The following is a 22348-nucleotide window of genomic DNA, read 5'->3' as shown; positions in this document are numbered from 1 at the left end:
AGATCGGAGCACCACCCGGCGACGCTGCTGGGGCTAGGGGAGCAGGCGTTCGTGGAGGGTCTGCGGGTCGTCCGTGAGGTCCAGCGCCGCCAGCCAGGCCGCTCCGGCTTCGCCTGGGCCCGCCGTGCGCTGGGTTTGGAAGCCTCGGTGGGACAGCGTGCCGCGCAGCGCTTCGCGGACCGGGTTGCCCGGCGCAACCAAGCCTCCTGCCAGCACGATCGTTCTGGATTCGCCGTGGCAGCGGGTCGCCGCCGCGGTGTCGGCCAGGACCTGGGCGGCGCGGCGGACGATGTCGGCTGCCGTTTCGTCGGTGGCCGCCGTCACCAGCGGTGCCAGCTCCGCGAGGCGGATCGGTGGGGCCGCGTTCACGGCGCTGATCAGCTCCCTGCGCTGAGCGTCCGGAGCGTCCGGCAGGAGCCGGTCGCGCACTGCCGCCGTGAGGCCGTGCAGCGGCTTGCCGCGGTCCAGCGCGCGCAGCGTGGCTCGCACGGCTTCGCGGCCCAGCCAGAACGCCGAGCCCTCGTCGCCGAGGAGCCAGCCGTGACCGCCGATGGTCGCGACCATCCGGTGCTGCTCGATGCGGGCCGCGATGGCGCCCGTGCCCGCGATCAGCACCGTGCCGTCGGGATCCGGCGTGCCCGCCGCGAAGGCCACCTCGCAGTCGCTGATCGCTCGCCGTGGGCTCCGCAGGCCCAGCCCGGACCACGTGCGGTCGAACAGCGCGCCGAACTCGGGATCGGCCATCTTGCTGACCCCGGCCATGCCGATCACGCAGTTGCGCACCGCCGCCGGGTCGAGCCCGGCGAGCGCCGCCCGCGCGGCATCGGCGATCTGCCGCGCCGCCTGTTCGGGCGGGTGCGAATTCGGGTTGCCGCCGGCCGCTTCGCCGCGGCCCAGCACCCGGCCGGACAGGTCGCTGACGAGCGCCCGGCTGCTGGTTCCGCCGATGTCCATGCCGAGTACGAGCGCCGCTTCGTCGCCGTGCATCCGCCCTTTCTACCCGTCGCGGCCGCGCGCCGTGGCCGGCACGACCAAAACCGGCCAGGACCTTCTCGCCAACCCCTGGCATCCGGCGTGGCGACCGGCTATACATCGAGGCGTTGCTTGATCAGTCGGGGAGCTGGAGCATGGACGACCTTGCCGGGTCACGTCGGATGTCCTATTTGGACGGCGCGGGCAGTCGCGGCGCGAGCGGGGCCGCTCGATGACCGTCGACACCCACCACCACCTGTGGGACCTCGACGTCCGGGACCAGCCGTGGATCGTCGGCGAGGCGATGGAGCCGCTGCGCCGCGACTTCCGGCCCGCCGACCTGCAGGCCGCGCTGAAGGGTTCCGGCGTGACCGCCACGGTGCTGGTGCAGACCGCCGCCGACCCGGACGAGACGCCGGAGATGCTGGTGCTGGCCGACACCGTGGACCGGATCGCGGCGGTGGTCGGCTGGGTCGACCTGACCGCGCGGGACGCTCGCGAGCGGATCGGCCGCCTGCAGACGCACCCGTCCGGCGGCTGGCTGAAGGGCATCCGGCACCAGGTCGAGGACGAGCCGGACCCGGACTGGCTGATCCGCCCGGAGGTGCTCAACGGGCTGGCCGCGGTCGAGGACGCCGGGCTGGTGTACGAGCTGCTGGTCCGGCCGCACCAGCTGCCGGCCGCGATCAAGGCCGTCGGGCAGTTCCCGCAGCTGACCTTCGTGCTCGACCACTGTGCGAAACCGCCCGTGGCCACCGGCGAGCTGGAACCGTGGGCGAGCCGCATCCGGGCGCTGGCCGCTCACCCGAACGTCGTGTGCAAGCTGTCCGGGCTGGTCACCGAGGACGACTGGGCCCGGCAACCTGATCCGGTGAGGCTTGCGCCTTACGTGGACGTGGTGCTGGAGGCGTTCGGGCCGGGCCGCCTGATGTTCGGCTCGGATTGGCCGGTGTGCCTGCTCGCCGCCGACTACGGGCAGGTCATGGGCGTGGCCCGGCAGCTGGCCGCCGGGCTCGACGATCGGCAGCGCGCGGCGGTGTTCGACGCGACGGCGCGCGAGGTGTACGGCTTTTAGGGTCTTTGGACTCTGCCGTTCGGCTCGACCCGAGGCTTGCGGCGTGCTCCGTTCGGCGTAACCTGGCGGTGCCCGTCTCACCCCGCCCCCTCGGTGAGGCGGGCTTTTACTCGCCCGGCAGCGGAATGTCGTCGCTCAGCGCAACCAAGCCGGCGGAAGTGAACGGCCCGTTCGCTCCGGTAGGTGGGGCGAACGGGCCGTTCACTTCGAAAACGCCGTCGGTCACCGGGTGCGGGTGACCTTCTTCAGGCCGCGCGGGCTGTCCGGGTCGAAGCCCCGGGCCAGCGCTAGCCCGAGGGCCAGCTGCTGGACCGGCAGGACCTCCAGCACCGGCGCCAGCTCCTCGGCGCAGGCGGGCACCGGGATGCGGTGCGACGCGGGCACGTCCGAGGCCGCCGAGCCGATCGCGCAGACGTCCGCGCCGCGCTCGTGGACCACGTCGAGCACCTCGCGCATCGCATCACCGCCACGCCCGTTGCTGCACAGCGCGAGCACCGCGGTGTCGGTGTCTACCGCCGCGACCGGGCCGTGCAGCAGGTCGGCGCCGCTGTAGGCGCGGGCGGAGAGGTAGCTGGTCTCGGCGAGCTTCAGCGCCGCCTCGGAGGCGGTGGCCAGCGAGTAGCCGCGCCCCGTGGTGACCATCCGCTCCGCGAAGCGGTAGCGGCGCACCGCGTCGTCCACCATCTTCTGGCCGTCGGCCAGGGCGGTCGCGGCCAGCTCGGGGATCGGCTCGGCGTCCGCGCCGGTCCCGCCGCGCACCGCGTCGACGAGCAGGTACAGGGCGAGCAGCGTCGCGCTGTAGGTCTTGGTCGCGGCCACCGCCTGCTCGCGGCCCGCCCGGATGTCCACCGACAGCTCGGCGGCGGAGTTCAGCGGCGAGTCGGAGGTGTTGGTGACCGCGACCGTCAGCGCGCCGCGCTTCCGGCCGGACTCGGTGACCTCCAGCAGGTCCGGGGACCCGCCGCTCTGGCTGACCGACACCAGCAGCACGTCGGTCAGGTCCGGCTGCGCGCCGTAGAGCGTGGTCGTCGACGGCGACGTCAGCCCGACGGGCATTTCGAGCAGGACTTCCAGCAGGTACTTCGCGTAGAGCGCGGCGTGGTCGCTGGAGCCGCGGGCGGCCAGCAGCGCGAAGCGCGGCCGGCGTTCCGCGATCTTCGCGGCCACCTCGGCGATCGCGTCCCGGCCGGCCAGCAGGTCGGCGAAGATCGCGGGTTGCTGGCTGATCTCGTCGGTCATGTGGCGACCGGGGGTGGCGGTCATCGGGTCCATCCCTTCAGATGTAGGTCTAGACCAATCTTACTCAGCCCTTGACGGCGCCCGCAGTGACGCCCGACACCATCTTCCGCTGAACCGCCAGGAAGAACACCAGGACGGGCAGCGTGAACAGGGTCGCGGAGGCCATCGTGGCGCCCCAGTCGGTGCCGAACGCGTTCTGGAAGCTCTGCAGGAACACCGGCAGCGTCTGGAGGTCCTGGGAACGCATGAAGATCAGCGCGTACAGGAACTCGTTCCACGCGGTGATGAACGCGAACACCGAGGTGGCCACCAGGCCCGGCCCCAGCAGCGGCAGCGTGACGCGGCGGAACGCCTCGGCCCGCCCGCAGCCGTCCACCATGGCGGCCTCCTCCAGGTCCATCGGGATCCCGTCGATGAAGCCGCGCAGCGACCAGATGGTGAACGGCAGCGTCGTGACCCAGTACACCAGGATCAGCGACGGCAGCTTGTTCAGCAGCCCGAGGTCCCGCATGAACAGGAACATCGGCACCATCAGCGCCTCGAACGGCACCATCTGCGCGACCAGCACCAGCATCAGGAAGCCCTTGCGGCCGCGGAACCGGAACCGGCTCATCGCCAGCGCCGCCAGGGTGCCCGCGACCAGCGAGCACGCCACCGCGGTGAGCGTGACCAGCAGGCTGTTGCCCAGGTAGCGCAGGAAGTCCGAGCCGAACAGCGCGGTCGCGTAGTTCTGCAGCGTGACCGTGCTCGGCACCAGGTCGTAGGACGTGGACAGCACTTCGCCGCGCGGCTTGAACGAGCTGGCGAACATCCAGTACGTCGGGAACACGAAGATCACCGCGATGGCCAGCGCCAGCGCGGACAGCCCGATCCGGCGGATCCTCACGGCTCCACTCCTCACAGGTCCACCTCCTGGGAGCGCAGCAGCAGCCGCAGGTACTGGGCGCAGACGACGACGAGCACGAGCACCATCAGCACGCTGACCGCGGCGGCGGCGCCGAAGTGCTTGCCCGCGATGCCTTCGAGGTACTGCATGACCGGCAGCGTCGTGCTCCCGCCGCTCGGGCCGCCCTCGCGCATCGCCCACACCTGCGAGAACACCTTGAAGTCCCACAACACCGACAGGAACGTCACGATCATCAGCACCGGCTTGAGCTGCGGCCAGGTGATCGCCGTGAACGTCTGCCAGCCGCTGGCGCCGTCGATCCCGGCCGATTCGTAGAGGTCCTTGGGCACCCCGAGCAGCGCGGCGTACAGCGTCATCGCCACGAACGGCACGGCCTGCCAGGTGATCAGGATGCCGACCACGGTCAGCGTGCTCGCGCCGGTGGCGAACCAGGAGTGCCCGGCGAAGGACTCGAAGCCGAGCAGCACCAGCGTCTTGTTCAGGATCCCGTACTGCTGGTCGAAGATCCACTGGAACACCGTGGTCGCGGCCAGCTGCGGCATGGCCCATGCGAGCAGCAGGCTGACCTGCAGCACCACCCGCGGAACCACCGGCACGTGCTTCATCAGCAGCGCCAGCAGCAGTGCCGTCAGCACGGTGGCCGCCACGATGGACGAGGTGAACACCACGGTCCGGAGCGTGACGGTCCAGAACTCGGGGTTGCCGAGGATCTGCGCGTAGTTGTCGAAGCCGATCCAGGTGAACTCGCCGCGGGTGAGCTCGCCGAGGTCGAGCTTGCGGAAGCTGGTCACGACCACGTTCACCGCGGGCCAGCCGAGCAGTGCGATCAGCGCGAGCACCGCGGGAGCGAGCAGCAGGTACGGCATCGCTTCCCGGACTCGCGGGCGGCGCCGAGCGCCGGGCACCACGGGCGAACCCGCGGTGCCCGGCGCCGGGCGGGTGTGCGTAGCGGTCATGATCAGTTGTTCGCCGCCAGCAATCGGGTGATCTTGTCGTTCGCCTCCAAGGTGGCGTCGACGACCGTCTTCTGGCCGGTCAGCACGGCCGTCATCATGTCCTTGAGCGGGTTCTGCCCGGACTCGATGGCCGCCCACTGCGGCACCGGCGGCGGCACCTTGCCGTCCTTCGATGCGATGGCCATCGCGGCGCTGACCGGGTTCTTCGCCAGCGCGCTGGTGTCCTGCGAGGCACCCGGCACGACGCCGCTGTCGGCGAGCTTGGTCTGGTACTTCTGGCTGGTCAGCAGCTTCAGCCAGTCCTTGGCGGCGTTGGCGTCGGCGCTGCCGCCCGGGATCGCCAGGTTGGAGCCGCCGAGGAACACCGGCGCGGTCTTGCCCGGGAACTTCGACGGGATCGGGAAGGCGCCGGAGAGCTCGGTGATCTTCGGGTTGGTCTTCGCGGCGGTCTGCACCTCCCACGGCAGCGCGATCATCATCGCGACCTTGCCCTTGGCGTACACCTCGGCCTGCTGCGGCTCGGCCTCGTCGGTGTCGGCCGGGGCGGACGTGGCCGAGGTCTTGAACAGCTGCTGGTAGTACTCGACGCCCTCGCGGGTCTGCGGGGTGTCCAGCGCGCCCTTGTACTCCGCGCCCTGGCCGGTCGCGATGTCACCGCCGGAGTCCCAGATGAACGACAGCAGCGCGTACCAGGACTGGCCGGGCAGGTAGAGCGACTGGAAGTCGGGGTCCGCGCCGTGGGTCTGCTCCAGCTTGGTGATCGCGGCGAGCAGCTCCTCGCGGTTGGCCGGCAGCTGGGTGATGCCCGCCTGCTGGAACAGCTCCTTGTTGTAGACGACGACGCGGTTGGCGGCGTAGAACGGCACGCCGTACTGCTTGCCCTCCCACGCGCCGGACTCGGCGAGCGCCGGTACCCACTGCGACTTGCCCATGCCGCCGGCGTCCGCGGTGAGGTCCAGCAGCGTGCCCTCGGAGGAGAACTGCGCGGTCTGGCTGTTCCCGAGCTCGATCACGTCCGGCGGGTCGTTGCTGGTCAGAGCGGTGGTCAGGCGGTCCTGGATGCCGTTCCACTGCTGGATCTGGTAGTCCACCTTCATGCCCGGGTGGCTCTGCTCGAACTCCTTGTTGAGCTCTTCGATCAGGACGTCGGGTGCCGAGCCGTCCATCAGCCAGACGGTCAGCTTGTTGTCGCTCGCGCCGGCTCCGCCGCCGCAACCAGCGAGGGTCAACGACAACGCAGCGGCTGCTGCGAGCGCCTTCCAGGTCTTCAACGTTCGCCCCTTCCTCCGCGCCGGCGCGGAGCCGCGGGGGCTCGCCGTCGGGGCCGAGCACCCGCCTAACTTTGGTGTAGACCAATGCGAGCAAGATTGTGGCGTGGGGCACGCGATGTCAAGACTTTTCGGCGCTACTGTTCATGCACGCATAAGGCTGGCTTGATCTTCGGGCGCCGGCTCGCCGCGTCAGCGCGTCGCCGCCACCGGCGTTCAGGCGGCCGACTTTCGGGCATGCTGAGGTATCAGGACTCGGCAGGCCGGCGACTCGACGCCTCGGGGAGCGGAACAACGGCGGCAAGGTTGCGGTGGTAGGAGGAACGATGCTCGAAACGTCCGTGTCCGGTGGGGCGGACTCGCCCGGACGCGCACAACGCGAACCGAAGTACTGGGGGCTCAAGCAGCACCTGTTGGACATGCTCCGATCCCTGCCGCCCGGTGCGCCGATTCCTACCGAACGCTCGCTGGCCGCCGAGTTCGACGTCTCCCGCACCACGGTGCGCCAAGCGCTGGCCGAGCTCACCGTGGAGGGCCGGCTGCTGCGGGTGCAGGGCAAGGGCACCTTCGCGGCGAAGCCGAAGGTCGCCCAGCGGCTGCAGCTGAGCAGCTACACCGAGGACATGCGCGCCCAGGGCCGCCAGCCCACCTCCCGGCTGCTGGAGGTCGTCGAGGAACCGGCCGCGGAGGAGCTGGCCGAGCTGCTCGGGACCAAGCCGAGTTCGACCGTGCTGCGGCTGCGCCGGCTGCGGCTGGCCGACGGCGAGCCGATGGCCATCGAGACCACCCACCTGCCGCTGACCCGGTTCCGCGGGCTGACCACCCGGCTGGAGTCCGGCGGTTCGCTCTACCAGGTGCTCCGCGAGAGCTTCGAGGTAGAGCTGGGGCACGCGGAGGAGACCATCGAGACCGCGCTGGCCAGCCCGGAGGAGGCGGAACTGCTCGGCTCCGACGTGGGCCTGCCGATGCTGCTGCTGTCCCGGCACTCCTTCGACACCGAGGGGCGCCCGGTCGAGTGGGTGCGCTCCATCTACCGGGGCGACCGCTACAAGTTCGTCGCCCGCCTCAACCCACCCAACTGAGCCTGAGAAACCTGTTTCCAGACTCGCCTTGCGTGGCGGTGCGGGTGGCGGCCCCCCTGCGGGAGTTACGGCCGCCGTCTGGACTCCGGGATCCCCGACTTACGTATGACCAATACGCGGCATCGGGGACTGGCCTCGCCCAGTAGCCCCCGAAGGGCGGGCCCAGTCTGAGAACCCGCGGCGGTGCGAGTTGCGAGGGTGGGCTAAGCGGCTGACGCCGCTTCAAAGAGCAAAGACGTGCGATAGGGCACCCCGGATCGGGGTGCCCTTCGTCGTTGTCGGCCGCGTTACGCGAAGTGGGAGTCCTCACGGTTTGGCAACGATCTGGAGAAAACGCTCGTGTTCGCCCGTTGGACCGTTCAGGGAGAGAGTGCGTTCAAGAGCGTGGGAGCGATGGTCAGCGAGAAAGAGGTCAGGCGCAAAGAGGAGCCGGACGAGCAGGAGCCGGGCGAGGAGGCCAAGAAGTCCAAGAAGGCCGACGTGTCGCCGACCCAGGTCGCGGGGGCGGCGCTGGCCTCGGTGACGGCGGCCTTCCTGGGATCCCGGCTCGGCGTGGCGGGCACCCTGATCGGTGCCGCGCTGACGAGCGTGGTGATCACCGTGGGCGGGGCGCTCTACCAGCGGTCGTTCGACAGCGCGAAGGAGAAGGCGGTGCACGCCGCCGCGAAGGCCTCGGCGCTGAAGCTCCGGCGGACCACCGTCGCGCGCTACGTGTCCAAAAAGGACGAATCCGTCGAGGCGACGCGGCAGATCCGTCTGGCGCCCGGAATGCATTGGCCGGGCGGGGAAACGGTCGTGGACGAGGACCGCACGGCGAAGATCGACATCGACGCGGCGACCCGCATGCTGAACGTGGCCGAGGCGGGGCAGGCGACCGAGGTCGTCGCGGTCGCGAAGCCGCCCGCCGACCGGCGCAAGCGCCACGTCCGGTGGGCCATGGTGGCCGCGAGCTGCGCCGCGGTGTTCGTGCTGAGCATGCTGATCGTCACCGGATTCGAAGGAGTGACGGGGAAACCGCTCTCCGGCGGTGACGGCGGTACCACGCTCGGTCAGGTGCTGCACCGCGACGAGCAGCGCGCGCCCAGCGTCCCGACCGAGCCGACGAAGCCGAGGGAGACCCCGACCCAGCAGCCGCAGCCGACGACCGAGGCGACGCCGACGCAGCAGCCGACGGTGCCGCCGACCGCGGAAAACCCGACGCCCACCCGGGAGCAGCCGACGCAGGCGCCGACCATGGCCGAACGGCCCAGCCAGGCGCCGGAATCGGGTCACCTCGAGCTGCCCCTCGAGACAGGCGAGTCGCGTCAGTCTTCTTCTGGGGGATAGAAAAACCAGGTCAAACGCCTCCTGCGCTACCTCGATGGTGTTGCGCAGGGGGCGTTTTGGGCGAATGGGGCGAAAGGCGGATGTGGGACTGATGTTCTCCTCTGATACTGGATTGGCGACGGGGCGATGAGATCCAGCTCACGAAGAGGGAGACATCAGATGAAGCGCAGACTCGCGGCCCGGATGGCCGGGACCGTGATGTTGGCGGCGGGAACGGTGGCCGCGTTGACCATGCCTGCCACCGCGACCGCAACCGCGCCGCCCGCGGCAGAGACGGCGACTCTGCTCGACGCGATGCAGCGCGACTTCGGCCTGGACCGCGACCAGGCCCTCCAACGGCTCGACCAGGAAGCCGCCGCCGGCGAGGCCGATGAGCGCCTGCGCGGCACGCTGGGCAGCACCTTCGGCGGGTCCTACTTCGACCCGGCGCTCGGCAAGCTCGTCGTCGGCGTCACCGACGAGGCCCGCTTCGACGAGGTGCGCGCGGCCGGCGCCGAGCCGAAGCTCGTCGTTTACAGCATGGAGCAGCTCAACGGGGTCGTCGAAGGACTCAACGAGCGCAGCGAGACGGCCCCGCAGGGCGTCTCCGGCTGGTACGTCCACGGCCAGGGGAACTCCGTCGTCCTCACCACCCGGCCGGGCACCGCGCCCGACGCGGCGCAGTTCGTGCACGCCTCCGGGGTCCTCACGGATGCGGTGCGCGTCACCGAATCGCTGGAGGACCCCCGCACCTACGCCGATGTCATCGGCGGCAACGCCTACTACATCGGCAGCGGCTCCCGCTGCTCCGTCGGATTCTCGGTGCAGGGCGGATTCGTGACCGCCGGGCACTGCGGCAACGCCGGCGACTCCACCTCGCAGCCCGCCGGCCAGTTCGAGGGCTCGTCGTTCCCGGGCAACGACTACGGCTGGGTCCGGGTCGGCTCGGCCGACACCCCGCAGCCGCTGGTGAACCAGTACAACGGCAGCAACGTCACCGTCGCGGGCTCCAACGAGTCCGCCGAGGGCGCGTCCATCTGCCGCTCCGGCTCCACCACGGGCTGGCACTGCGGTTCGGTGCAGGCCAAGAACCAGACCGTGCAGTACCCGCAGGGCACGGTGACCGGTCTGACCCGCACCAACGTCTGCGCCGAGCCCGGCGACTCGGGCGGCTCCTGGCTGTCCGGTAGCCAGGCCCAGGGCGTGACCTCCGGCGGTTCGGGCAACTGCAGCTCCGGCGGCACGACCTACTTCCAGCCGGTGAACGAGATCCTGCAGGCCTACGGCTTGACTCTGCTCACCCAGTAAGCGCCACCAGACCGGCCCCCGGCACCCGGCCGGGGGCTGCGTCGCGTCCGGGGAGGCTCAGCCGTCGGCGTTACGGCAGGCGATCGCGGAGCTCGCGGGCCGCGGCGCGCGGGTCCTCGGCCTCCGTGATCGCGCGGACCACGACGACCCGCTCCGCGCCGGCCTTGAGGGCCTGGTCCAGGTTGTCCGGGCCGATGCCGCCGATCGCGAACCACGGCCGGCCGTGGCCGCGGTGCTCCGCGGCGTGCTCCACCAGCTCCAGCCCGGCCGCCGAGCGGCCCGGCTTGGTCGGCGTCGTCCACACCGGGCCGGTGCAGAAGTAGTCCACGCCGGGCTCGATCGCGGCGGCGTCCGCCTGCACCACGTCGTGCGTCGACCGACCGATCGCGACGTGCTCGCCGACGATGCGCCGGGCGATCTCCACCGGCAGGTCGTCCTGCCCGAGGTGCAGGATGTCGGCCTCGGCGGCCATCGCGACGTCGGCGCGGTCGTTGACCGAGAGCAGGGCGCCGTGCCGCAGGCAGGCCTCGGCCAGCACCTCCAGCGCCGCCAGCTCGTGGCGGGCCTCCAGCGGGGAGCCGTTCGGGTTCTTGTCCCGCAGCTGGATGATGTCGACCCCGCCGGCCAAGGCGGCGTCCGCGAACTCCGCGAGATCACCGCGCTCGGTGCGCGCGTCGGTGCACAGGTACAGCCGCGCCTCGTCGAGGCGAGCGCGGATGCCGAAGCCGTCCAATCCAGGCATGTCCCACAGGGTAGCTCCCCGCGGCGCGGTCGCCGGACCGCGTGAACGCGGGCACCGGCGCGCGTTCCCACCCGGCGCCCGAAATTTGTGAAAGTTGCTCGACCGCCCGTCTTTGAAGCGGCGCAGCCGCTTGGCTCACCTGCGCAACCGGCACCGCCGCGGGTTCTCAGACGGTGCCCGCCCTTCTGGGCTACTGGGCGAGGCCAGCTACCGACGCGACGTATTGGGCATACGTGTGTCGGGGATCCCGGAGTCCAGGCGGCGACGGTAATTCCCGCAGGGGGACCGCTACCTGCGCCGTTACGCAAAGTGAGTTCATGACGGGTAACGACGTGGCGATCCTCGCCAGGTACGGTGGTTGCTGGTGAGCACGGGAGCCCGGTTGCCGGGCTGAGAGGGGGCGTTGGCCCCGACCGTCGAACCTGATCCGGGTCATGCCGGCGCAGGGAGCGTGGAGTGTCTGAAGAACGGAACAAATCCGTCGTCGTCGTGGGCGGCGGCGTGATCGGCATGTCCGTGGCATGGCGCGCAGCCGCCGCCGGGCATCGCGTGCAACTCGTCGACGCCGAACCGGCGTCCGGGGCGTCGAACGTGGCCGGCGGGATGCTGGCGCCGCTGGCGGAGGCGTGGCCCGGCGAAGAGGAACTGCTGGAGCTGGGCGCGGCGTCGCTGCGGCTCTGGCCGGAGTTCGCCGACGAACTCGCCCGGGCCTCGGGCCTGCCTTCGGGGCTGCGCCGCGAGGGAACCCTGGTCGTCGGCGTCGACAGCGCGGACCGCGCGGAGCTCGACAACCTGGCCGACTACCTCGCGCGGCTCGGCCGCGCCGTCACCCGCCTGACCGGCCGGGAGGTGCGGCGACTCGAACCGTCGCTGGGCCCGGCGGTGCGCGGTGGGCTCGAAGTGCCGGGCGATCTCGCGGTCGACAACCGCCTCGCGCTGGCTGCGCTGCGCGCGGCCGCGACCGCGGCGGGCGTCGAGTTCGTCGCGGCGAACGCGACGCGCGTCCGGCCCGGCGCGGTGGAGCTCGAAGATTCCACTGTGGACTGCGATATCGCGGTGATCTCGGCGGGCGTGCACTCGGGCGAGCTGCATCCCACGCTGCGGGACCGGATTCGGCCGGTGAAGGGCGAGATCCTCCGCCTGCGCGCGCGAGCCACGGCGCTGCCGCCGCCGAGCCGCACGATCCGCGGCCCGGTGCGCGGCCGGCAGACCTACCTGGTGCCGCGCGACGACGGCGGCCTGGTGCTCGGCGCCACCCAGTACGAGGTGGGGTTCGACACCGAGGTCACCGTGGGCGGGGTGCGGGACCTGATCGCCGACGCCGAGCGGCTGATGCCGGGCATCGCCGAATACCGGCTGGTCGAGGCCGCGGCCGGGCTGCGCCCGAGCACCGACGACAACCTGCCGGTGCTGGGCTGGCTGGAACCCGGTGTCCTGGCGGCCACCGGGCACCACCGCGGCGGCTTCCTGCTCGCCCCGGTGACGGTCGAGGCGGCGCTCGCGCTGTTGCGCGGCGAGGAGCCAGCCGTCGAGATCAAGGCCGCCGATCCGAGCCGATGGGGAGGACAGCAGTGCACGTCGTGATCAACGGGGAGAACCGGCAGGTCGCCGCAGGCGCAACGCTCGCGGCGGTGCTGCAGGAGTTCGGGGTGCCCGAGCGGGGCGTGGCCGTGGCGCTGGACGGTGCCGTGGTGCCGCGCGCCCTGTGGCCGGACACCGCGCTGGGCCCCGATGCCGCGATCGAGGTCCTCACCGCAGTGCAAGGCGGCTGACGCCCCTCCGGGTGGGTCACCACCCGAACCCCTTTGCAGGGCAACAGAAGCGCGCCGAATCCCGCGCTACCCGGATTCGGTGGACCCGTTGTTAGGAGAGTCATGGACGACCCGTTGGTGATCGCCGGCCGCGAGTTCGGCTCGCGGCTGATCACCGGGACCGGAGGGGCGACGAACCTCGCGGTCCTGGAGCGCGCGCTGATCGCGTCCGGAACCGAGCTGACGACCGTGGCGATGCGCCGCGCCGACGCCGGTGGCGGCACCGGGGTGCTCGACCTGCTGCGCAAGCTCGGCATCGAAGCACTGCCGAACACGGCAGGCTGCCGGACCGCGGCGGAGGCCGTGCTGACCGCGCAGCTGGCGCGGGAGGCGCTGGAGACGAACTGGGTCAAGCTGGAGGTCGTCGCCGACGACGACACCCTGCTGCCCGACCCGGTGGAGCTGCTCGACGCCGCGGAACAGCTGGTCGACCAGGGCTTCGTGGTGCTGGCGTACACCAACGACGATCCGGTGCTGGCGCTGAAGCTGGAGGAGACCGGTTGCGCCGCGGTGATGCCGCTGGGCTCGCCGATCGGCACCGGCCTGGGCATCCGGAACCCGCACAACATCGAGATGATCGTCTCCCGCGCGTCGGTGCCGATCGTGCTGGACGCGGGCATCGGCACGGCCTCGGACGCGGCGCTGGCGATGGAGCTCGGCTGCTCGGCGGTGCTGCTGGCCACGGCGGTCACCCGGGCCCAGGACCCGGAGCGAATGGCGGCCGCGATGCGGGCGGCGGTCGAGGGAGGCCGCCTCGCGGCCCTGGCGGGCCGGATTCCCAAGCGCTTCTGGGCGCAGGCATCCAGCCCCGGCCGTCCCCTGGAGTGAGCCGGGGCCGGGCCGACGAGTCCTCAGTGGATGGTCGGAGGCGGGCGGTCCCGGCCCAACCGCCAGGCGGCCAGTGCCCAGCACACGCCCCACAGCAGGAAGAACGGCGACCACAGCAGCAGGTCCCAGAGCGCCAGGTCGCGCGCCAGCGCGGCGTGCTCGGGCGGCGGTTCGTCGATCCCGGTGAGCACCAACGCGTCACTGACGAAGCCGATGCCCAGCGGCCCGATCGAGCGGACGATCATCAAGATCCCGAGCGTCCAGGCGATCGTCAGCAGCAGCCGGCGCGGGAGTGGCGCACGCCAGGGCCGGGTGGTGGCCAGCGCGACGATGATGCCGACCACCGCGGCACCGGCCAGCACCCAGTGGCTCGCCACGAACAGCGGATCGCGGGCGAGCAGCCGTTCGCGCAGGTCCGGCCGCAGCGGGTCCTTGTCGGCCAGCGCATTGGCCCCGAGCGCCTGTGCCAGCTTCATCGACCCGTAGGCCGCGGCGCAGGCTGCCGCCCCGTATGCGCCCGCCCGCGTGCGGTCAGCCCACGACATGCTTCGTCGCCTCCGCGTAGGACCGGATCATCGCCACGAGCAGCCCGACCACGGCGATCCCGAGGACCCCGTGGTGCCACTGCCAGCCCACCCCGATGCCGATGAAGCCGTCCACGATCATGATCGCCGCGCCGGCGGCGACGGCCAGCAACATCCCGGCCAGCACCAGCAGCATCAACGATCTCGGCGCGCGGCGTCCCGGCTCGGTGATCGTGGCGATGGCCACGCACGCGGCCAGCACCCCGGTCGCGGCGGCGAGCCACTGGGCCGTCGCGGCGTCCATGAAGTAGCCGTCGCGCACGGCATCCGGCACGGCCGGGCCGCCCGGGAACCCGAGCCTGCCCTGCCAGGCGAAGACGGCTTTTCCCGCGGCGTAGCCGAGGAAGAGCACTGCTAGTGCGCATGCGGGCCAGCGTCGTGGCCGATCGGAACCACCCATGCCTGCGACGGTAGGAATCGCGGGCCGCGGATCACTCCCGCCCGAGGCGGAAACGCCTCCCTCCCGGGAGGGAGACGATCAGCGGATGTGGAGGCGTTCGGGGCGGACGAAGCTGATCGTGTAGCTCTTCCACGGGTTGTCGTAACCGAAGGTCCGGTCGATCGCCTGGCGGGCGTGCAGGGCGTTCTCCACCAGCGAGCTCGCCAGCAGCTCCGTCGCCGGGGCGCTGCTCTCGGGCACGTCCGGGATCTTCGCCGTCGGCTTGCCGCCCAGCAGGTCGTCCACCGCGCGCAGCGCCGGCACCGCGATCGCCTGCTCGGACTCCGGCCGGAACGCGAGCGTCGCGACGTCCTGGCGCAATGCGTCGAGCGCGATCGCCGCCGCGCGCGTCGCCCGGTCGTCGTCGGTCTCCTCGCCGGTCCCGTCGAGCAGCGCGGGCATGCCCAGCAGGTCCTGGGTGCGCCGCAGCGCGAGCACGTTCGCGGCCTGCAGCGCTGCGGGCAGATCGACGCCCTGCCCGGCCGCCCGCACGCTGCGCAGCAGCTCGGACACCGCCCACACCGTCGACCGCACCGCGCCGCGCACGTCCGGCAGGATGCTGCTGGGCAGCACCAGGTAGCTGACGTAGCCGACGATCAGCGCGATGGCCGCGCCGACCGCCGTGTTCGCCGCGAAGCTGATCCCCACGTTCACTAGCGGCCGTTCCAGCCGCATCGCCTGGTCGACGACGGTCACGACGATCAGGCAACCGAGCAGCGCCTGATAGTCGGTGCGCAGCCGCGGCATGCTCAGCAGCATCCCGCCGATCACCAGCGGCACCAGCAAGAACGCCCCCGGCAGCAGGCCGATCAGCACGGCCAGCGCGGTCACGCCCAGCACCGCGCCGCCGGTGCGCTCCAGCGCGCCGGTCATGCTGTCGCGAGCCGCAGGCTGCAGCACCACGTAGAGCGCGAGCAGCAGGCTCGACGCCGAAGGATCGCGCAGCAGCAGGACGATCACCATGCCGAAGGCGACCGCGAGGGTGCAGCGCAGCGCGTGCCGGAACAGCGACGAGCGGAACGAGAGGTGCGCGCGGATCGCGCCCTTCACGCGTTCCCGGCGCGCGCCGGGAGCCGACGGCGGCAACGGCGTCTCGACGCGCCGCACCACGGCACCGCGGATCCGGTCCAGCCCCTGGTTGAGGCCCTGCACCGCGTCCGGCAGGTCCTGCCGTCCGCCGCGCGCCACGACCGCCAGCGCCGGGTCGCGGCGGGCCGCCGCGGGCAGTCCGGTGCAGGCGCGGGAGCGCACCGCCCGGGCGAGCTCGGCGGCGACCTGGTCGGCCTCCGCGACGATCTGCTCCAGGCGTGCGGCCTCGGCCCGGTCGCTCTGCTGGGCCTGCGCGAGCAGCGTCTCCCGAGCCGCGCGGAAGCGGGCGGCCCCGGCGAGCACCTGACCGAGCCAGGTGCTGGACCCGTCGGCGCGCCACGCGGCGGCGGCGGATTCGACCACGCCCGGCCCGGGTTCGAGCAGCGTCCGGGCGACCGCCACGCGGGTGGCCCTGGTCGGATCGCTGAGACCGATGATCACCCGCAGCACCAGCGCGAACGCCGCGCCCGCGGCGCTCGCCGCCAGCAGCACCAGCACCGGCTGGTCGGAACCGATGCCGGTGGTGGTGGACACCAGCGTCGCCGCGGCGAAGGTCTGCCCGCCGATGCGGTAGTGCTCGCCCAGCGCGGGCAGCATGCCGGCGCCGAAGACCACCACCGCCACCGCGAGCCCGGCCAGCACCGGGATGTTGCTCAGCAGCGGGCCGACGGTCATCACGAGCACCAGCGCCGGGGTGAACCACACGAACCGCTGCAGGTCCGAGCGCAGCGACTGGCCGCCGGTGGCGATCAGCGCGAGCACCGCGGTCAGGCCGGCGATCAGCGCCGGGGTCTGCAGGCCGAAGATCCAGCCGATGGCGGTGCCGGCCACCACGGCGATGAGCACCAGCACCGCGTACTGGCGCTGCCGGGGATCCGGCGCCCCGGCCTCGGTGGCCAGCAGTCCCCGTACTCGTGTCCACACCGTTTTAGCCACGCTGTTGCAAACCCCTGTCGTCATCGTGCGCGCAGCGCGCAGCAGACCGCGGGCCGCCGCTGGCCCACGATCTCGGGAATTACGCGCTTCTCAACCCCTGTGTCGATCGGGCACGCCATTCGGGTTACAGATCCGGGACGAAAATCACTCTATTAGGGGCCTGGTTGGGGGGATTCAGACGGACCGGGGGCTGATGCGCCAGAACGTCGACACCGGCCCGACCCCGGCGCCGAGCGGGTAGGCGTCCGAGACGCTGCGCGTGACGAACCGCTTGCCGCTGCGCACCGCGTCCGGCATCGAAGCGCCCTTCGCCAGGGCGGCCGTGATCGCCGAGGCGAACACGTCCCCGGCGCCGTGGGTGTGCACCGTCGCGTAGCGGGGGCCGGGCAGCGGGATCGCCTCGTCGCCATCGAAGAGCAGGTCGATGCACTCCGGGTCGTCTTCCAGGTGGCCGCTCTTGATCAGCACCCACTGCGGGCCGAAGTCGAAGACGGCCTTCGCGGCGTCCAGCAGGTCCGCGCGGGTCCGCGCGTCGATGCCGGTCAGCAGTCGCACCTCGTCGAGGTTCGGGGTGACGAGCGTCGCGCGCGGGAAGGCCTTGTGCCGCAGGGCGTCCAGCGCGTCCGGGCGCAGCAGCGGCTCGCCGCTGCGGGAGGCGGCGACCGGGTCCACGACGAACGGCGTGCGACCGCCGCGGCCGATGCCGTGCTCGTCGCAGACGTCCAGCACGGCCTCGATGGTGGCGGCCGAGGCGAGCACCCCGGTCTTGGCCGCGTCCACGCCGATGTCCGAGGCGACCGCGTCGACCTGCGCGGCGACGGTCTCCGGCGAGATCTCGACCAGCCCGGTGACGCCGACGGTGTTCTGCACCGTCACGGCGGTGACCGCGGTCATGCCGTGCACGCCGCAGGCGAAGAAGGTGCGCAGGTCCGCGTGCATCCCGGCGCTGCCGCCGGAGTCCGACCCGGCGATGGTCAGCGCGGTCGGGGGAGCGGTGTTGTTCGCGGGCCGGAGTTCGTGCCCGGCCGAGATCTCGTGCATCCACTTCATGTTACGACCCCGCTCCGCCCGATCTTCCAAGGCGCGGACCGGCCGGGAACGCGATTCCAGCGGAAATCGGACCTTCGATTCCATGGAGGGTTTTCATCCTGGTCGGGTACCGCAGCTGCGGCGTCTGACCTGCGCCTGCGTGCGTGCCGTCGCCAAGCGCCGTCAGGCGCTTTCGGGCCCACCTTCGCAACTGGCACCGCCGCGGGTTCTCAGCGTTCGCCTGGCGAGGACGGCCCTGACGCCGTGTATTGGGCATACATAAGTCAGGGCACCCACAGCCAGGCGGGCGCTGAGGTTCCGCTACCGGCACCGCTACGCAGAACGAGGTTGGAAAAACCTCAATGGGAGATTGCGGTCCTCCGGCGTGCCGGGACACGACATGCCGGAGGACTTGGACGACGTGCCGCGGGTCAGTCGGCCAGCGGGAGGTAGACCTTGCCGCCGGCCCCGGCGAACTCGTCGGACTTCTCCCGCATCCCGGCCTCGATCGCCTCGACGCTGGTCAGGCCGCGCTCCGCGGCGAACTTCCGGACGTCCTGGGTGATCTTCATCGAGCAGAACTTCGGCCCGCACATGGAGCAGAAGTGCGCCGTCTTGGCCGGTTCGGCGGGCAGCGTCTCGTCGTGGAAGGCGCGCGCGGTGTCCGGGTCCAGCGACAGGTTGAACTGGTCGGTCCAGCGGAACTCGAACCGCGCCTTGGACAGCGCGTCGTCCCGCTCCTGCGCCCGCGGGTGCCCCTTGGCCAGGTCGGCGGCGTGCGCGGCGATCTTGTAGGTGATCACGCCGGTCTTGACGTCGTCCCGGTTCGGCAGCCCCAGGTGCTCCTTGGGCGTGACGTAGCAGAGCATCGCCGTGCCGGCCTGGGCGATCATCGCCGCGCCGATCCCGGACGTGATGTGGTCGTAGGCGGGGGCGATGTCGGTGGTCAGCGGCCCGAGCGTGTAGAACGGCGCCTCGCCGCAGAGCTCTTCCTCCAGCCGCACGTTCTCGGCGATCTTGTGCATCGGGACGTGGCCCGGGCCCTCGATCATCACCTGCACGTCGTGCTCGCGGGCGATGTGCGTGAGTTCGCCGAGGGTCTCCAGCTCGGCGAACTGCGCGCGGTCGTTGGCGTCCGCGATGGAGCCCGGCCGCAGGCCGTCGCCGAGGGAGAACGTGACGTCGTAGTCGCGCAGGATCTCGCAGAGCTCGCTGAAGTGCGTGTAGAGGAAGCTCTCGCGGTGGTGCGCCAGGCACCACGCGGCCATGATCGAGCCGCCGCGGGACACGATGCCGGTGACCCGGTTCGCGGTCAGCGGCACGTAGCGCAGCAGCACGCCGGCGTGCACGGTCATGTAGTCCACGCCCTGCTCGCACTGCTCGATGACGGTGTCGCGGTAGATCTCCCAGGTCAGCGCGGCCGGATCGCCGTTGACCTTCTCCAGCGCCTGGTAGATCGGCACGGTGCCGATCGGCACCGGCGAGTTGCGCAGGATCCGCTCGCGGGTCTCGTGGATCCGCTTGCCGGTGGACAGGTCCATGACGGTGTCGCCGCCCCAGCGCGTCGCCCACACCATCTTCTCCACCTCCTCCTCGACCGAGGAGGTCACCGCGGAATTGCCGATGTTGGCGTTGACCTTCACCAGGAACTTCTTGCCGATGATCATCGGCTCGCTCTCCGGGTGGCAGCGGTTGGCCGGGATCACCGCCCGGCCCGCGGCCACCTCGTCGCGGACCAGCTCGGGCGACACGTCCTCGCGGACGGCGATGTACTCCATCTCCCGCGTGATCACGCCGGCCCTGGCCCAGCCGAGCTGGGTCCGGTGCTCCCGGCCGTCGGCCCACCCCGCCCGCATCCGATGAAGTCCACTGTGGACGTCGACGGTGGCGTTCTCGTCGGTGTACGGCCCGGAGGTGTCGTACACGTCGAGGTGCTCGCCGTTGGTCAACTCGATGCGGCGGAATGGCACTTGCAGGCCGGATTCGGTGTCCCGGAACACCTTTCGCGAGCCGCTGATCGGCCCGGTGGTGATCTGGGTTCCGCTCTCGGACGCGTTCGGACGCACGTCGGCCACTGCCATCCACTCCCTACGCCGGCATTACCCGGTCAGGTTCATGCGGTCGGCGGCCCCGGAGTTCTCCAGCCGCCCTCTCAGCCCGCTGTTGGTGCGAGCTCCCGCGGTGTTGATTTGTCGCTGCCCGAGGCTAGCCGGGAGACCGCGGGCTGCCAACCCCGGTTCACCCCGATGACGGCAGCGCGGTTTGCCATTAGGCTCATGACCAGGGCGATCGCAACGGTGTCAGAGGTGGTGGGTGCGGTGCGTGATGGCATCGATACAGGAGGTGATCGCGCTATGACTGCTGCCCCGGCGCTCGAGCCCTCGACGTGGCACGAGTTGGTGGAAGCCTGGCGGAACGTGCAGCTGCCAGGCAAGGGCTGGCGCGCGGAGATCATCGAGGGAGTGATCGTGATGACGCCGCCGCCCGGAAAGCCGCACAACAAGGTCAATTCCCGTGTGATCAAGGCGTTGGCCAGGGTGATCCTGGATGAGTGGGAGTTGGCTACGGCGCTGGGGGTCGTGATCCCGGCAACTGGTGATACCTATGAGCCTGACCTCGCGGTAGTCCCGCGTGAAGTTTTGGATGCAGATCCGCCAGGTGATCCAGTTGTGGCGGATCAACTGCTGCTCGCTGTCGAGATCACATCATGGAGTAATGCCAAGACAGATCGGGAAACGAAGCTCAGAGGGTACGCGCTTGGCGGTGTGCCGCTCTATCTCCTGATCGACCGATTCCGGGCAGGCGGTCCGTCGGTGTTGCTTTATTCCAATCCTGAGTCCGGCAGTTATCGAGAGTTGTCCTGCGTGCCTTTCGACAAGCCCGTCGAGTTGCCCGATCCGTTCAACTTGACCCTGGAAACCAGGGACTTCTGAGGTTCAGTCCTCGTCTTCGGCGAAGGGGTCGCCGGATTCCGCCGGGTCCCACGTCAGGCCGGGGATTCCCCAGCCGTTGCGGCGCACCATCTTCTTCGCCGCCCTGGCGTGGCGGCCCATCAGGCGGTCCAGGTAGAGATGACCGTCCAGGTGGTCGGTTTCGTGCTGCAGGCAGCGGGCGAAGAAACCGGTCCCCTCGACCTCGATCGGCTTTCCGTCCACATCGGACCCGGTGACCTTCGCCCAGCTCGCCCGGCCGGTCGGGTAGGACTCGCCCGGCACCGACAGGCAGCCCTCCCAGTCGTCGTCCGGGTCCGGCATGCCCTGCGGGATCCCGGAGGTGGTCAGCTCGGGGTTGACCACCACGCCGCGGTGCTGGACCCCCTCGTCGTCGGGGCAGTCGTAGACGAACACCCGCAGGTCGACGCCGATCTGGTTGGCCGCCAGCCCGACGCCGTTGGCAGCTGCCATCGTCTCGAACATGTCCTCGACGAGGGTGCGCAGCTCGTCGTCGAAGTGCTCCACCGGGCGGGTGGGGTGGTGCAGCACCGGGTCGCCGACGACGCAGATCGGGTGAACAGCCATGAGCGGGACTTTAGCGGTTTCGGCGGTCGGGCCGACGGGGTGTTCCGGGCCCGGTACTCGCCGGTGTGATCCGCTCCCGCCGGGATTCCGGGCATGGTGTAATTGAGGGGGAATCACAGCTGTGTGATTCCAGCGAACGCGGGAAGTCCCGAATCGCGAGGCGAGGAGCCAGATGGACGCCGCCCAAATGCTGACCGCGCAGGAGATCGCTCGTCAGTGCGAGCAGCTGGCGCGCCTGCAACAGCGGAAGCCGAAATCCGATCCGACACCCGGTCGGCGGTTGCGCCTCGCCGAGCCGATCACCCAGCCGATCGAGCGGATCGTCGAGCCGCCGCCGGTGCCGTCGCAGCCCTTACCACCGGACGGCGAGCTCACCGTCCGGGACCGGGGCATTCTGGCCTTCGAGTCGCAGTGGTGGAAGCGGGAAGGCGTGAAGAAGGAGCTCGCGGTCCGCGAGCTGTTCGACATGTCGCCGTCGCGGTACTACCAACTGCTGAACGCGTTGCTGGACAGTCCGGTCGCCGAGCGGGCAGACCCTATGCTGATCAAGCGGCTGCGCAAGGCACGGGCGGGACGGCAGCGCGCACGGGCCGCCCAACGACTGGGAATCGAGTTGCACTGATGACTTCAGGGGAACCCACCGGACCGGCCAAGGCCAAGATCATCGGCTTCGGCCTGATCGGTGCCGGTGCGATCGCGGGCGTCATCGGCATCGCCACGCTGGTTTCCGGCGGTAACACGGCGAACACGGCCCAACCGCTGCCCCCGGAACCGGGCAACAACCCACCAATCACCTCGCTGGCGCAGAACCCTCCCGCCGAGTCCGCGGTGGTGCCGCCCGCCGCCACGACGCCGCTCGCGCCGCCCGTCGCGCCGCCACCGGCCACACAGGACACTCCGCCGCCGCAGGGCACTCAGAACCAGGACGTGCCGGTCGGTTCCGGCAACGTGACGGGCAAGATCCTGGTGCGCGTCTACAACAACAGCACCATCAGCGGGCTGGCGCACCGCGCCGCGGAGGACTTCCGGAGCACCGGCTACGAGGTTCCGGAGGTCGGCAACTACTCGGCGGGGCGCATCCCCACCACGACGATCTACTTCCGGCCGGGCACGGTCGAGGAGCAGCAGGCGAAGGACATGGCGGCCCACTTCGGGGCGCGCTCCGAGCCCCGCTTCGACGGCATCCAGGACGCGACGCCGGGCCTGATCGCCATCATCACCAACGACTACAAGGGCACGGTCGCCGCCAAGTGACCCGCC

The 22348-nt window shown here is 70.9% G+C and carries 21 protein-coding genes, 1 pseudogene and 2 riboswitches; of the genes and pseudogenes, 10 read left to right on the top strand and 12 right to left on the bottom strand.

Going from position 1 to position 22348, the window contains the following annotated elements:
* Nucleotides 1-33: 33 nt before the first annotated feature.
* Nucleotides 34-987 carry an N-acetylglucosamine kinase gene (locus tag BLW84_RS23380; RefSeq protein WP_093268752.1) on the bottom strand — a complete coding sequence of 318 codons (954 nt, stop codon included), beginning with the start codon at nt 985-987 and terminating at the stop codon, nt 34-36.
* 217 nt (nt 988-1204) lie between these two features.
* On the opposite strand from BLW84_RS23380, the gene BLW84_RS23375 reads away from it, so the two are divergent.
* Nucleotides 1205-2047: an amidohydrolase family protein gene (locus BLW84_RS23375; RefSeq protein WP_093268749.1), complete on the top strand. Its 843-nt coding sequence runs from the start codon at nt 1205-1207 to the stop codon at nt 2045-2047.
* A 222-nt stretch (nt 2048-2269) separates the two neighbouring features.
* On the opposite strand, the gene BLW84_RS23370 is transcribed toward BLW84_RS23375, so the two are convergent.
* Genes BLW84_RS23370 through BLW84_RS23355 form a run of 4 tightly spaced genes read right to left on the bottom strand, consistent with a single transcriptional unit; the run spans nt 2270 to nt 6420 of the window.
* The gene (locus BLW84_RS23370; protein ID WP_093268747.1) at nt 2270-3319 is read right to left on the bottom strand and encodes an SIS domain-containing protein; all 1050 of its coding nucleotides are present in this window, start codon (nt 3317-3319) and stop codon (nt 2270-2272) included.
* 31 nt (nt 3320-3350) lie between these two features.
* On the bottom strand, nt 3351-4172 hold the full coding sequence (locus tag BLW84_RS23365; RefSeq protein ID WP_093268744.1) for a carbohydrate ABC transporter permease: 822 nt from the start codon (nt 4170-4172) through the stop codon (nt 3351-3353).
* Between the two features lie 11 nt (nt 4173-4183).
* Nucleotides 4184-5149, bottom strand: coding sequence for a carbohydrate ABC transporter permease (locus BLW84_RS23360; protein WP_425441742.1), 966 nt, complete (start codon nt 5147-5149; stop codon nt 4184-4186).
* A gap of 2 nt (nt 5150-5151) precedes the next feature.
* Nucleotides 5152-6420 (bottom strand): extracellular solute-binding protein, encoded by a 1269-nt coding sequence (locus BLW84_RS23355; RefSeq protein WP_093268742.1) that lies wholly within the window; start codon nt 6418-6420, stop codon nt 5152-5154.
* Nucleotides 6421-6743: 323 nt separating this feature from the next.
* Here BLW84_RS23355 and BLW84_RS23350 point away from each other — a divergent pair, with 323 nt between their 5' ends.
* The 3 genes from BLW84_RS23350 (at nt 6744) to BLW84_RS23340 (ending at nt 10112) form a co-directional block, all read left to right on the top strand.
* Nucleotides 6744-7499: a GntR family transcriptional regulator gene (locus BLW84_RS23350; protein WP_093268739.1), complete on the top strand. Its 756-nt coding sequence runs from the start codon at nt 6744-6746 to the stop codon at nt 7497-7499.
* 393 nt (nt 7500-7892) lie between these two features.
* The gene (locus BLW84_RS23345; protein WP_093268737.1) at nt 7893-8825 is read left to right on the top strand and encodes a hypothetical protein; all 933 of its coding nucleotides are present in this window, start codon (nt 7893-7895) and stop codon (nt 8823-8825) included.
* 159 nt (nt 8826-8984) lie between these two features.
* Nucleotides 8985-10112, top strand: a complete 1128-nt coding sequence (locus tag BLW84_RS23340) for a S1 family peptidase (RefSeq protein ID WP_093268734.1) — start codon at nt 8985-8987, stop codon at nt 10110-10112.
* A gap of 70 nt (nt 10113-10182) precedes the next feature.
* Here the strand turns inward: BLW84_RS23340 and thiE are convergent, their stop codons facing one another.
* The gene (gene thiE, locus BLW84_RS23335; protein ID WP_093268732.1) at nt 10183-10854 is read right to left on the bottom strand and encodes a thiamine phosphate synthase; all 672 of its coding nucleotides are present in this window, start codon (nt 10852-10854) and stop codon (nt 10183-10185) included.
* Nucleotides 10855-11214: 360 nt separating this feature from the next.
* Nucleotides 11215-11320: riboswitch (TPP riboswitch) on the top strand.
* Here thiE and thiO point away from each other — a divergent pair.
* The 3 genes and pseudogenes from thiO to thiG form a co-directional block, all read left to right on the top strand.
* Nucleotides 11308-12438: pseudogene (gene thiO / locus BLW84_RS23330) on the top strand (glycine oxidase ThiO); the annotation flags it as partial. (Overlaps the previous riboswitch by 13 nt.)
* Complete coding sequence (gene thiS / locus BLW84_RS23325) at nt 12426-12626, top strand: sulfur carrier protein ThiS (protein ID WP_093268727.1); 201 nt, start codon at nt 12426-12428, stop codon at nt 12624-12626. The pseudogene thiO and the gene thiS, both read left to right, overlap by 13 nt.
* Before the next feature lie 102 nt (nt 12627-12728).
* Nucleotides 12729-13493, top strand: a complete 765-nt coding sequence (thiG, locus tag BLW84_RS23320) for a thiazole synthase (RefSeq protein WP_093268724.1) — start codon at nt 12729-12731, stop codon at nt 13491-13493.
* A gap of 23 nt (nt 13494-13516) precedes the next feature.
* Here the strand turns inward: thiG and BLW84_RS23315 are convergent, their stop codons facing one another.
* From BLW84_RS23315 to thiC, 5 genes are all read right to left on the bottom strand, one after another.
* Entirely contained in the window at nt 13517-14038 is a 522-nt protein-coding gene (locus BLW84_RS23315) for a DUF3995 domain-containing protein (RefSeq protein WP_093268722.1), read from the bottom strand.
* A complete protein-coding gene (locus BLW84_RS23310) occupies nt 14025-14477 on the bottom strand; it encodes a hypothetical protein (RefSeq protein WP_093268720.1) in 453 nt (150 codons plus the stop codon). The genes BLW84_RS23315 and BLW84_RS23310 overlap by 14 nt, the downstream gene beginning before the upstream one ends.
* Nucleotides 14478-14555: 78 nt before the next feature.
* The gene (locus BLW84_RS23305; protein WP_093268718.1) at nt 14556-16541 is read right to left on the bottom strand and encodes an FUSC family protein; all 1986 of its coding nucleotides are present in this window, start codon (nt 16539-16541) and stop codon (nt 14556-14558) included.
* A 174-nt stretch (nt 16542-16715) separates the two neighbouring features.
* On the bottom strand, nt 16716-17582 hold the full coding sequence (gene thiD / locus BLW84_RS23300) for a bifunctional hydroxymethylpyrimidine kinase/phosphomethylpyrimidine kinase (RefSeq protein WP_093268840.1): 867 nt from the start codon (nt 17580-17582) through the stop codon (nt 16716-16718).
* 419 nt (nt 17583-18001) lie between these two features.
* A complete protein-coding gene (gene thiC / locus BLW84_RS23295) occupies nt 18002-19651 on the bottom strand; it encodes a phosphomethylpyrimidine synthase ThiC (protein ID WP_093268715.1) in 1650 nt (549 codons plus the stop codon).
* Nucleotides 19639-19760, bottom strand: a riboswitch (TPP riboswitch). It overlaps the preceding gene by 13 nt.
* An 86-nt stretch (nt 19761-19846) precedes the next feature.
* Between thiC and BLW84_RS23290 the strand changes: the two genes are divergently transcribed.
* The gene (locus BLW84_RS23290; RefSeq protein ID WP_245761325.1) at nt 19847-20503 is read left to right on the top strand and encodes a Uma2 family endonuclease; all 657 of its coding nucleotides are present in this window, start codon (nt 19847-19849) and stop codon (nt 20501-20503) included.
* 3 nt (nt 20504-20506) lie between these two features.
* Here the strand turns inward: BLW84_RS23290 and BLW84_RS23285 are convergent, their stop codons facing one another.
* Nucleotides 20507-21088: a peptide deformylase gene (locus tag BLW84_RS23285; protein ID WP_093268713.1), complete on the bottom strand. Its 582-nt coding sequence runs from the start codon at nt 21086-21088 to the stop codon at nt 20507-20509.
* A gap of 172 nt (nt 21089-21260) precedes the next feature.
* On the opposite strand from BLW84_RS23285, the gene BLW84_RS23280 reads away from it, so the two are divergent.
* Both BLW84_RS23280 and BLW84_RS23275 read left to right on the top strand, forming a co-directional pair.
* Nucleotides 21261-21710 (top strand): DUF3263 domain-containing protein, encoded by a 450-nt coding sequence (locus tag BLW84_RS23280; RefSeq protein ID WP_093268711.1) that lies wholly within the window; start codon nt 21261-21263, stop codon nt 21708-21710.
* Nucleotides 21710-22342 (top strand): LytR C-terminal domain-containing protein, encoded by a 633-nt coding sequence (locus BLW84_RS23275; RefSeq protein WP_093268708.1) that lies wholly within the window; start codon nt 21710-21712, stop codon nt 22340-22342. Before BLW84_RS23280 ends, BLW84_RS23275 begins: the two co-directional genes overlap by 1 nt.
* Nucleotides 22343-22348: the final 6 nt, after the last annotated feature.

Source organism: Saccharopolyspora shandongensis, from assembly GCF_900106995.1.
GTDB classification, from domain to species: domain Bacteria; phylum Actinomycetota; class Actinomycetes; order Mycobacteriales; family Pseudonocardiaceae; genus Saccharopolyspora; species Saccharopolyspora shandongensis.
The sequence above is the reverse complement of the archived record's forward strand: the minus strand, read 5'-3'. Positions and strand labels throughout refer to the sequence as shown.